The organism is Algoriphagus aurantiacus (assembly GCF_035156405.1).
Lineage (GTDB): Bacteria > Bacteroidota > Bacteroidia > Cytophagales > Cyclobacteriaceae > Algoriphagus > Algoriphagus aurantiacus.
Genome location: NZ_JAXRUT010000018.1, coordinates 1 through 12531, shown reverse-complemented (window position 1 = coordinate 12531; position 12531 = coordinate 1). Strand labels below are relative to the sequence as shown.

8 protein-coding genes are annotated in these 12531 nt (G+C 39.7%); 7 read left to right on the top strand and 1 reads right to left on the bottom strand.

Features of this window, described 5'->3' with window-relative positions:
- Positions 1–72: 72 nt before the first annotated feature.
- On the bottom strand, positions 73–2904 hold the full coding sequence (leuS, locus tag SYJ56_RS16910) for a leucine--tRNA ligase (RefSeq protein WP_323836118.1): 2832 nt from the start codon (positions 2902–2904) through the stop codon (positions 73–75).
- A gap of 172 nt (positions 2905–3076) precedes the next feature.
- On the opposite strand from leuS, the gene SYJ56_RS16905 reads away from it, so the two are divergent.
- The 7 genes from SYJ56_RS16905 to SYJ56_RS16875 form a co-directional block, all read left to right on the top strand.
- Positions 3077–3316 (top strand): hypothetical protein, encoded by a 240-nt coding sequence (locus SYJ56_RS16905; protein ID WP_323836115.1) that lies wholly within the window; start codon positions 3077–3079, stop codon positions 3314–3316.
- A 166-nt stretch (positions 3317–3482) separates the two neighbouring features.
- A complete protein-coding gene (locus SYJ56_RS16900; protein ID WP_323836113.1) occupies positions 3483–3839 on the top strand; it encodes a GNAT family N-acetyltransferase in 357 nt (118 codons plus the stop codon).
- Between the two features lie 225 nt (positions 3840–4064).
- Positions 4065–4691, top strand: a complete 627-nt coding sequence (locus SYJ56_RS16895; RefSeq protein ID WP_323836111.1) for a 7-carboxy-7-deazaguanine synthase QueE — start codon at positions 4065–4067, stop codon at positions 4689–4691.
- A gap of 4 nt (positions 4692–4695) precedes the next feature.
- Positions 4696–6618 carry an OmpA family protein gene (locus SYJ56_RS16890; RefSeq protein WP_323836109.1) on the top strand — a complete coding sequence of 641 codons (1923 nt, stop codon included), beginning with the start codon at positions 4696–4698 and terminating at the stop codon, positions 6616–6618.
- Positions 6619–7098: 480 nt separating this feature from the next.
- Positions 7099–10224, top strand: a complete 3126-nt coding sequence (locus tag SYJ56_RS16885) for a SusC/RagA family TonB-linked outer membrane protein (protein WP_323836108.1) — start codon at positions 7099–7101, stop codon at positions 10222–10224.
- A gap of 10 nt (positions 10225–10234) precedes the next feature.
- A complete protein-coding gene (locus SYJ56_RS16880; protein WP_323836106.1) occupies positions 10235–11818 on the top strand; it encodes a SusD/RagB family nutrient-binding outer membrane lipoprotein in 1584 nt (527 codons plus the stop codon).
- Between the two features lie 21 nt (positions 11819–11839).
- The coding region (locus SYJ56_RS16875) for a DUF1735 domain-containing protein (protein ID WP_323836104.1) at positions 11840–12531 on the top strand (692 nt) is incomplete at its 3' end.

Sequence of the window (12531 nt, the reverse complement as noted above, 5' to 3'; positions counted from 1 at the left end):
CTAGTCCTTAAAACAAGAAAGGAGTAAAGAAATCAATTTTTTCCTTACTCCTTTCATCGAAATACATGAATCTTAAATTACTACGTTGACGATTTTTCCTGGTACCACGATCATTTTCTTCGGAGCTTTTCCTTCCAGCCATTTCTGGACAGTATCATCAGCCAAAGCTGCTTTCTCGATTTCATCTTTGGAAAGTGAAAGATCCAAATTGAGTTTTGCGCGCATCTTGCCATTGATCATTACCGGATATTCGAATGTGCTTTCAGTCAAATATTCTTCTTTGTATTCTGGGAATGCAGTAGTAGTTGTAGTTGTGGTTGAGATGTTCGATTCCGAATCATCTTCTGGGAATGGGGAAGCAAATATTGATTCTGGATTTCCCAATAAACTCCAAAGTTCTTCAGCAATGTGCGGAGCATATGGGGAAACCAATAGGGCTAGAGGCTCTAGGATTTTACGCTTGTTGGATTTCAGTGAAGTAAGTTCATTTACGCAGATCATGAAGCTGGATACTGAGGTGTTGAAGGAGAAGTTAGCCATGTCTTCCTCCATTTTCTTCAGTGCCTTGTGGAGGGCTTTGTATTCTTCTTTGCTTGGTTCTGTGTCCGAAACTTTGAAATCACCTGAAGCACTGTGATACAGGTTCCAGAGCTTTTTCAAAAACTTATATACACCATCAATTCCATTAGTATTCCAAGGTTTGAACTGCTCCAATGGACCCAAGAACATTTCATACAATCTCAACGTATCTGCCCCATATCGTTCGATGATATCATCAGGATTCACCACATTATATTTTGACTTGGACATTTTCTCCACTTCAGATCCGCAAATGTATTTGCCATCTTCCAAGATGAATTCTGCATCTGCCAAGTCAGGTCTCCAGGCTTTGAATTTCTCCAGATTTAACTGATCGTTGTGGACAATATTTACATCCACATGCATAGCAGAAGTGTCGTATTGATCTCTCAGCCCATGGCTCACAAATTGGTTGGTGCCTTTGATTCGATACACAAAATTAGATCTGCCTTGGATCATGCCTTGGTTGATCATCTTTTGGAACGGCTCATCTATGCTCACTACACCAAGATCGTACAGGAATTTAGTCCAGAATCTAGAATAAAGTAAGTGACCAGTTGCATGCTCAGATCCTCCGATATATAAATCTACCGAGCCCCAGTAATCTGTTTTTGCTTTGTCGGCAAACTCAGTTTCATTTTTAGGATCTGTGTAGCGGAAGAAATACCAGCTAGAACCTGCCCAGCCCGGCATAGTGCTTCTTTCCAAAGGGAATTCACCTTCAGGAGTCTTGTAGTTCCAGTCCTTCGCTCGGGCAAGTGGAGGTTCCCCATCTTCGGTCGGTAAGTATTTATCAACCTCAGGCAATACCAAAGGCAGGTCTTTTTCTTCAATTAGATAAGGCAATCCTTCTTTGAAATAAACTGGAAGTGGCTCACCCCAATAGCGTTGACGGGTAAAAATCGCATCCCGCATTCTGTATTGGATTTTGCCTTTTCCTATACCTTTTTCTTCCAAGAACTCAATGGCTTTGTCCATGGCATCTTTCATGTAAAGATTGGAAATAAAGCCGGAATTGATGATAAAGCCACCTTTTCCGGGGAAAGAGCCTTCTTCCATGGAGCCTTCGATCACTTGTCTGATCTCTAGTCCGAAGTGCTTTGCAAAGTTGTAATCCCGCTCATCATGAGCAGGTACTGCCATTACGGCACCGGTACCATAGCCCGCCAATACATAATCGGCCACCCAAACCTGAATCTCTTCCCCGTTGAATGGATTGATCGCATAGGACCCTGTGAATGCTCCTGAGATGGTTTTGACATCACTCATGCGCTCACGCTCCGAGCGGTTTTTAGCTACTTCGATGTAAGCTTCGGCTTTTTCGCGCTGATCTTCAGTAATCAAAGCCGCTGCAAGATCACTCTCTGGAGCCAAAGCCAAATAGGTGACGCCATATATAGTATCCACACGCGTAGTAAATACTTTGATGGTTTGATCAGAATCTTTTACTTGGAAAACCACGTCAGCTCCGATGGATTTCCCGATCCAGTTCCGCTGCATTTCCTTGATCGGCTCAGACCAATCTATTATTTCCAAGCCTTGCAATAATCTATCGGCATACGCGGTGATTCGCATAGACCATTGCATCATTTTCTTTCGCTCCACGGGATGTCCTCCACGCTCAGAGAAGCCATCTTTTACTTCGTCATTCGAAAGAACTGTGCCCAAAGCAGCGCACCAGTTAACAGTTGTTTCAGCTAGGAAAGTCAGTCTGTATTTTAAGAGCATTTCCTGCTTTTCCTTTTCGGAGAAAGCATTCCATTCTTCGCTAGTAAATTTTGGTGTTTCGTCGTCCGATACAGCTTTTACATTTGCATTGCCTTCTTTTTCAAATCGTGCTATCAAAGACTCAATGGAAAGTGCTTTGTCCGCCTCCTGATCGTAATAGCTGTTGAAAAGCTGCATAAAGATCCACTGCGTCCATTTGTAATAATCAGGATTGGACGTTCTCACTTCTTTGCTCCAGTCAAAGGCAAAGCCGATGTTTTTCAGCTGTTCGGTGTACCGGGTGATGTTTTGCTCAGTTGTGATCGCGGGGTGCTGTCCAGTTTGAATTGCATATTGCTCGGCCGGAAGACCAAAACTATCGTAGCCCATAGGATGCAAAACATTGTATCCTTTCAGTTTTTTAAATCTGGAAACAATATCTGAAGCTATGTAACCTAGTGGATGACCTACATGAAGACCAGCACCAGATGGATAAGGGAACATATCTAGGGAATAGAATTTAGGTTTTTCGGGATTTACCTTGGCAAGGAAAGTTTGGTTGTTCTCCCAGTAAGCCTGCCATTTGTTCTCAATTTCTCTAAAATTATACTCCGCCATGATTGAATTATTCGTTATTTTTTACCTGATCGCCTGCAAAAATAGAAAAATTGACGGGCTTTGGAATCCAAATTCACAATTCCTCTAAACAACCATTTTTTTCCTTTGATCATTTTGTCAGAATTAATTAATCATTTTTAGTATTTTCCATTTCAACCTAGTCACTGATTTTATGAGATCAACTTTACTATTCCGCTATGGCGGCTTATTCATGTTTGTAATTCTGGTGAGTCATTTTTCTTCTGCCCAAAAGAAAATGACACCGAAGAGAATTACTGAACTCAAACAAGAAGCTGCAAATCTGGTAGATCAGAAAGCCAAAATGAGTCAGGTGATGGTAGATAAAATTTTCAGCTTTGCTGAATTGGGCTTTCAGGAAGTGGAGTCGTCTAGTTACCTCACGGGATTTTGAAAGAAAATGGTTTTAAGATCGAAATGGGTGTCTCCGGTATTCCAACTGCCTGGTTTGCTATTTGGAGCAATTGGGGGTAAGTTATCCAACCCTTAAAAAAGATTGAATCATACAGAATAGCAGAAGTTAATAGGAATATAATTTTCCAATTTTTAAGTCTCACATAATGAAAAGTGATTCGTCAAAAATAGTAGTTCGACAAGCTTCCCTAGAAGAGCTATTATCGGTGCATGAGTGCATTCCGGAGTTTGGAGGCAAGGAGGAGTTAGATTTCTACAGCAAAAGATTGGAAAACAGAGTGCATTTACCACTGGTAGCAGAAATACAAGATGAGCTGGCGGGATTTAAGGTCGGGTATGTAAGTGACAATCCCAACATCTTTTATTCTTGGATGGGAGGCGTTGTCCCAAAGTTTAGAAGGGAAGGTGTGGCAACTGCTTTAGCCGTATATCAGGAAAGCTGGGCGAGAAATAACGGGTTCGAAAAAATCTTTTTTAAAACCAGAAACAGACTTCTCCAATGATCACCTTTGGGTTAAACAGGAATTTTAAGATTATAGAAGTAATCCGAAAAGGTACTGTGGATGATTATCGGATTGTGATGATGAAAGAATTGTAAAATTTGAAGAAGAATAATTCGTGAAGCTAATCTTTCAATTTTCCCATTTTCAAATTTTCCAATTCAAAACCCTTACCTTTGCGGCATAATTCACCCAGCGGTTCAATTGCCCGCTTTATCAAAAATTCAGATGAATATAGAAGAAGCCGTTGCGCAAGGAACCCAGCTTCCGGTAATGGAAGCATTTTACACTATACAAGGAGAAGGTAGATTTACTGGACATCCCGCATATTTTATCCGGCTAGGAGGCTGTGATGTGGGCTGTGTCTGGTGTGATGTCAAAGAATCATGGGATTCGGGCAAATGGCCTGTTTTCTCCATCGAGAAAATTGTTGAAGATGCTTTGGCTTATCCGGGAAGGTTAGCTGTGATCACAGGGGGAGAACCCTTGATGTACGATTTGTGGCCATTGACAGCACTTTTGAAAGAGAAAGGTTTTAAAACCAATATAGAATCGTCAGGAGCTCATCCATACTCTGGTGATTTTGATTGGGTTTGTTTTTCTCCAAAGAAATTCAAGAAACCACACCCTTCTATCTATTCAGAAGCGGATGAGTTGAAGGTCGTGGTTTTTCATCAGAGTGATTTTTCATTTGCCGAGGAGCATGCTTTGCTGGTGAAATCTACTTGTGAATTGCGACTTCAGCCGGAGTGGAGCAAGGCTGAAAAGTTCACTCCAATTATTGTAGATTTTGCAAAAAAGCATCCAAAATGGAAAATATCGCTTCAAACTCATAAATTTATGGACATACCCTAAGTCCATGCGCCCTGTTTTAGTCGGAATTCTTCTTTTATTGATCGTTTCTTTCGCGAACGCGCAAAGCTATTCGATCATTGATGGCAGGGCAATCAGGATGTATGAAGAAGGTGAGGGACTGACACTTTCGCGGCAGTATGATGCCGCCATAGCAAAGTATAAAGATGCAATCAATCGCGAAGGGTCATTTTTGGAGGCCTACGTTAAATTGGCTCAGTTACAGATTACTCAAGGTGAGCTTGAGGATGCTGAGAAAACAGCCATTGCAGGAAAGGCACGACTTGGGGGAAAAAATGCAACTACCAAACATCGAGCGGACATAGGTTGGGTATTTAGCAATCTGTATTTGAAACTAGGAGAGTTTCAAAAGGCATATGACGAATTTGTGTCTACAGACCCTTTATTTGATGTGTCTTTCCGGAAATCTGGCTACTACATGGAGATGAAAGAGCAGATGGAGTTTTTGGCTTTACAATTGGATGATTTTCAACCCATAGAAAAAGAGAAGTTGCCAGCACCTCTCAACGAATTTCAACTTCAGTATTTTCCCGTATTGACAGCGGATGGGGAGCAGATACTATTTACCAAAAGAGACGGTACTGGAAATAATGACAAGGAGGATATTTTTATGTCCTTTATATCGCCAGAGGGTAAATGGTCAAAACCTCAAAGTATAGCGCAGACTATTAATTCGCCTTATAATGAAGGGACTTGCTCAGTTACTGCTGATGGTAATATCCTGATTTATACCTCATGTGATGCGCCGGATTCTGAGGGGAGCTGTGATCTGTATATTGCCTATAAGGTAAATGGAATGTGGCAACGTCCCCGAAATATGGGGAAAAATGTCAATTCTAGATCCTGGGATAGTCAACCCTCACTTTCTGCAGACGGACGGATTTTATTCTTTTCTTCCAATCGAAAAGGAGGTTTTGGGGGTAATGATATATGGTATAGTGTCATGCAAAATGATGCTACCTGGTCAGAGGCAAAAAATCTTGGAGGTGTGGTGAATACTCCAAAAGATGAAATATCACCATTTATGTTTTTTAATAATGAGATACTGTTTTTCTCATCAGATGGTCATCCTGGTTTCGGGGGAATGGATATCCAACTTTCAAAAGTGGTGGATGGGGAATTTACCAAGCCACAAAATCTTGGGTTGCCAATCAATGATCAACTGGATCAGGTTGCTTTATTTATCACTGCCCAAAAGGACTATGCATATTTTACTGAATTGACTACCTCCGAAAAAGAAAATGACCGCTCCTTATTATATAGATTCAAATTTCCCGATGAAATATCCTTAGGAGAAAACTTAACAGTAACTGAAGGAAAAGTTTTTAATTCAAAAACAGGCGAGGCCATAGATGCTACTTTGTCACTGGTTTCCTTAACCAATGACAGTACACTTTATAGATTTAATTCAGATGGGAAAACAGGTGCATTCACTATGATTTATCCTGATAAAGCCATTTCAGGATTGTATGTGGAGAAAAAAGGCTTTCTGCCCAAGATTTATAATGTAGAGCGTGATAATATCAAAAACGTAAAAGACTTGAAAGTGGATTTAGTACCTGTAGCGACAGGAGAAGAATTCGTCTTTGAAAATGTATTTTTTGAATTTGATGAATATAGCTTAAAGAATGAGTCAATCTCATCTCTGAAAAGACTTGTGAAATTTTTAGCAGAAAATCCGAATGTAAATATTTTGATCACAGGGCATACCGATAATATTGGTAGTGAAAGTTATAATCAGACCCTAAGTTTGCAGCGCGCAAAAAGTGTACAGAATTATTTAATGGAGCATGGATTTCATCAAGCTAGAGTGTTAGTGGAAGGAAAAGGGGACAAGGAACCAATGGTTCCAAACAATAGTCTTCAAAATCAAGCCTTGAACCGTAGGATAACTATTAAGATTTTATAGAAATGCGGTCAATGTTATTACATGGTTAAGAATGATCTCAAAAAATAACTATTAATTAAATTACATTTTTGTTAGATTAGTTTTTAAGTAATTTAATAATAAGTCCTAAGATTTTAATTTTCTTCAAGAGGCATTTCTGGCAATAATTAGGTTTAATTTAAGCAATAGAATCATTAAAATTTTGTCTAAAAGCCATAATTAGAAATATAAAATTTTTTATGGGTTACGCTTATGTTCCTGAAGCCTCATCTATAGTTTTAATAAAAAATTAACTTTTGTTAACGTTCAAATAACAAAACAAAAACACAACTACTGGGTGTATATTGTCTTATGTCCAATTATAATTTCGTTTTTTTATAAAAAGGAGAGTTTTATTAACGTCTACTTAGATGCTCACTATCAAATTAATAACCTGCTGTTTTGCGATATTCCATCAATAAGAATATCATTGACCATAATATAAACCAAATCATAATACTTATGAAGAAAATTTTACTCCTAGGGCTTTCGCTTTTCCTAGTAAGTGCCTTGGCATTTGCACAGGGGCGTAGAGTAACCGGAATAGTATCTTCTGGCGAAGACGGTGAGCCAATTCCAGGCGCCACTGTACTCGTTAAAGGTACTAGCGTTGGTACTGCCACAGACATTGATGGTAAGTACGAATTGAACATTCCTGCTGACGGCAGCGTGTTGGTGTTTAGTTTTATCGGAACTGTCACCCAAGAAATCAACATTGGACAGCAATCTGTAATCGATGTTACTTTGCAACCAGACGTGCAGAGCTTGAGTGAAGTCGTGATCACAGGTGCGGCGGGTATTGAGTCCAGACGAGTAGAGATGGGCTACAATGCTACAAGTATCGAGACTAGAGATGTAGCTCAAGGTCGTGCAGCTAACGTAGCAGCTGGCTTGACTGGTAAAGTGGCTGGTATGCAAATCAACACAACTGGTTCGGGTGTAAATCCGAATGTAAGAGTTGTATTGAGAGGTGCCCGTTCCTTGACTGGTAACAACGAAGCCCTAATCGTAGTGGATAACGTAATTGTTCCAAATACTATTTTGGGAAATCTTAATCCTCAGGATGTACAAGAAATTACTGTACTTAATGGTGCTAACGCAGCTGCACTTTATGGATCTGCAGCATCTAACGGTGCATTAATCATAGTCACCAAGAGAGGTAAATCTGGTGCTCCTAAAGTAACTGTTGGACATACTGTTAACCTTGAGAAAGTAAGTTTCTATCCAGAAATTCAGAATGAATTTGGATCTGGATATGCAGGTGGATACCCTCAACAGTATGTACCTTATGAGAATCAGCAGTACGGACCAAGATTCGACGGGTCTATGGTGCAGATTGGTAAGCCTTTAGAAGATGGTTCTATCCAGACTATACCTTATTCTGCTACCGGAGCCAAAAATGATTTTTGGGAAACTGGAGTTACCAATCAAACAGATGTTTCTATTAGTGGTGGGGATGAAAATTCAACAAACTTCTTCTCTGCTCAGTATTTGGACAACGATGGTACTACACCTAGTGATAATTTTACAAGAGCTTCTATTCGATTTAACAGCACTAGAAAGTTCAATGATAAACTTAGCCTAAATATATCAACTAATTACGTCCAGAATAGATATGACATCACTACAGTTACTCGTGGTATGTTTGACAATATTCTGCAAACTCCTGCTCATATTCCTTTGACTAGCTACAAAGACTGGAGAAATGATCCATTTGCTAATCCAAACGGTTATTACAATGAGTATTACGATAATCCGTACTTTGCGATTGATAACAACCGCCAGCTTTCTGGTAACGATTATATCGTAGGTAATGTGGAACTGAAGTACAAGCCGCTTCAGTGGTTGGACTTTACTTACCGTGTAGGTATCTCTAATAGAAGCTTTTACAATAAGAATACTTCTGGTCAGTTTATATTCAGTGATTACACCAAAGGTATATCAGCTGCAAAGACTGATATCGCCGGTGGTGTAACTGATGGGTCTGGATTCAACAACCAGATTATCTCTGATTTCTTGATCAATTTGAAGAAACCAGTTGGTGAGGATTTATTCTTCAACTTATTGTTAGGTAACCAGATAAGACAGAATAGATCTAAAAGCATTGGAGTAAGTGCTAATGGTATTGTAATTCCTGGACTATATAACGTATCCAACAGAGTAGGAGAGGCTGGTGCAGGTGAAGGTAATTACGAGGCTAGCCAAATAGGTGTATTTGCACAGTTCAAGACAGCATACAAAGATTACTTATTCCTTGAATTAACAGGTAGAAATGATTGGGTTTCTACGCTTTCTAAGGATAATAGATCATTCTTCTACCCTGCGGCTAACGTTTCTTTTGTCGCTTCAGAAGCTATATCTGCTCTACAAAATTCAACCTTCTTTTCCCAGTTGAAGTTAAGGGGTGGTGTTTCTCAGGTAGGTCAAGTTAACTTAGGTGACAGAGATAATTTTGGTGCTTATCAATTAAATCCGACTTTCAGCCCTTCTAATGGATTCCCTTTTGGTAGCCTTTCTGGTTATACTTTGGATAATCGTTTAGTAGCCGCTGATTTAAAGCCAGAGATTACAACCTCATTTGAAGTTGGTACAGATTTCATTTTGTTTGACGGTAAAGTAAACGGTGCCTTCACTTACTACAAATCTGAGACTGAAAATCAGACAATTCCTACAGGAGTGGCTACTTCAACTGGCTTCTCTTCTTTCCTACAAAATACAGGTCTAGTTGGGAACGAGGGGATTGAAACTATGCTAAATGTAACGGCCTATGCAAGAAATAACTTTCAGATTATCGTAGGAGCTAATTATACTTTCAATGACAATAAAGTGCTTGAGCTTGCTGAAGACACTAAAAGACTGGGGCTTTCTACTGGAGGAAATGCTCAAGTATATGCTGTAGAAGGCGAAACCTTTCCGGTATTGATAGGATCCGTATATAAGAGAGATGAGCAGGATAGAATCATTGTGGATGGTCAGTCTGGTTATCCAAGTGTTGCTGAAGAGCAAGTTATTCTAGGAAATACCACTCCTAGACATAGGTTAGGGGTAAATGCTGAAATTCTATACAAAGGCTTCAGATTATTTGCTTTAGCTGAATACAGAGGTGGTTACAGCATCCTTTATGATGGTGGTGGATTATTTGACTTCTCTGGATCGGGTATTACCACAACCTATTTCAACAGAGAGCGTTTTGTGATTCCCAATTCTTCCTATGAAGACCCGGAAAATCCTGGGTCTTACATCGAGAATACCAATGTAACAGTATCAGACGGTGGAGCAGGCTTTTGGACGGATGGTTCATTTAGAAGAAACATTGCCGAAAATTACCTTGTTTCCGGTGACTACTGGAAACTGAGAGAAGTTGCGATTTCTTATGACTTCCCTGCAAGCTTCATGAGTAGATTTGGGTTTATCCAAGGTGCTACTATTACTGCACAGGGAAGAAACTTGTTGATCTTCACTCCGAAATCAAATGTTTACACGGATCCTGACTACAATTTCTCTGACAATAACGCAGTGGGTATCGTAACTCTGGCTGCAACACCTCCAACCAGGTTCTTTGGTGGTTCCATCACCTTAACATTTTAATTAGATTGAAATGAAAAATATACTAAGAATATTTATACTCGCTTCCTTTATCTCCCTCACAGCTTGTGAGTCATTTCTAGGAGATAATGAGAACCCAAATCAGGCGACATCTGCTACGCCTGAGTTGGTATTGCCAAATGCTTTGACAAGTTCTGCAAATTTGCTTTTGTCTTACCACACTAATGCTATGTGGATCAATGGATATACTGTCAATGCAGGTGGTTTTGGCGGATGGGGTGCAACTGTTACTTATAACATGACCACAACATCATATAATGGACTTTGGTCTGCTACATACGATGATTTGATCAACTATCAATACATCGAAACGTCCACAGCTGAAGAACCTAGCCAAGCTTATTTCAATGCTGTGGCGAAGGTGATGAAAGCTTTTGATTATGCTATGTTGGTAGATGTATTTGGGGATGTCCCTTATACTGAAGGACTTCTAGGATCGGCAAATGTAACTCCTGCTTACGATAGCCAGACTGCAATATACCAGGACTTAGTAGCTCAGCTGAATACAGCAATAACTACTTTTACAACGGCAGAAGGTGCTAATGGCCTTGGTTCAGCTGATGTAATGTTCAGTGGTGATGTAACTAAGTGGGCTCAATTTGCCAACACACTGAAGCTTAGAATGCTTTTAAAAATGGCGGCTTCTTCTGAGACCAGTTCTTTTGCTTCAAGTGAGTTTGCTGCAATGAATACTACTATAGGTTTTTTAACTGAAGATGCTAAGATTAACCCGGGTTTTATAGCTACTGCTGGTAAGCAGAATCCATTGTGGGAGAGATATCACTCTAACGCCGCTGGTTCTCTTTCTGGTTTTGGTAGATCAGCAATCCCAAGTATCTATATCTACACTTTCTATGATGGTACAAAAATCCTAGATTATGGTAGAGGTGCTGCAACGTATAGAAGCTATCCTACGAACACTCCAATTGGTCAATTAGGGAATTTAATAGATAATCCTGCTGCACTTTCTAGCCAGACTGCTTGGTTTGTAGGAAGTGGTACTGGTGCTAATGCGAATGCAACTATCGGTCTTCTTAAAGGAAGAACAGCTGACTTTCCAATCTTGCTAGCCACTGAATCTTATTTGCTTCAAGCAGAAGCCTATTTGAAAGGATATCTTTCAGGAGACGATCAGGAGGCTTTTGATAATGGCGTAACTGCTTCTTTCAGATATTTGTATGAGGATATTAGTGGCGCAACTTCTGAGGATTGGGATCCTGACACAGATGTGGCACTTTATAAGACTGACAACCCTGATAATTATTTGGTGAATTATTCTTTGACTAGTTCTGCTGAGGAGAAGTTAGAGGCTATTATCACTCAAAAGTATATCGCTTTAAACTTCATTAATGGACATGAGTCTTGGGCAGATTTTAGAAGAACAGGTTATCCTGCAATTGTAAATGGCTCCTCTAATCCTGAATTAAGTTTTGCTTCTATCCTATCTTCTTCTAGTAGAGCAGATAAGTTACCAGTAAGATACCTTTACGCTTCCTCTGAATTTCAGCTTAATCCTGAGAATGTCCCTACTGGCGTTAATCAGTTTACAGATGTGATCTTCTGGCAGCCACAATAATCTAAATAAATAGAAATAGATATGAAAAATATATTAACTAGAATAGGAATGTTTGCTGTTGCTATGGTGACACTTACTTCTTGTTTGGATGAGGATCCGCTTTTCGATCCCGATAAAACTACTGGTGTAATCGAACTAGTAGAGCAAGCACCGCTTGAAATTGTAGGTAGTATTTTTCCAATGAATACGCTTGCATTTGATGTAGTTCCTGAAGATCAGTTTGAAGTAATTGTTCAATATTCCGGTGCTTATAATGCTCCAGAGGATATTACTGTCACTGTAGAGCTTTCACCTTCTGATATCCAGGCATACAATGATGACCAAGGTCTATCTGATGGAGATGAGTATTTTCTTATTGAAGACAATATGTATGAGCTTCCAGGGGGTGGTAACTCTGTTACTGTTACTATTCCACAGGGAGAAAAGAAAGCTAGTTTTATGGTAACCGTGAATCCAGACCAATTTGGTTTTGAAAAGAGATATTCCCTTCCTTTGAGAATATCACAAGCTTCCGGTGGAGAAGTAAGTGGTAATTTTTCACACATGCTATATTCAGTGATTGCTAAAAATCAGTGGGATGGCAGATGGACGAATACCTATACTGGATCTCTCGGTGCTGGGACGAATTCAGTAACTTTATTCACTACAGGTCAGTTTACGACTACTTCTAACTTGATCGGTATATATAGTAACCAGACAATTATAGAAATTGA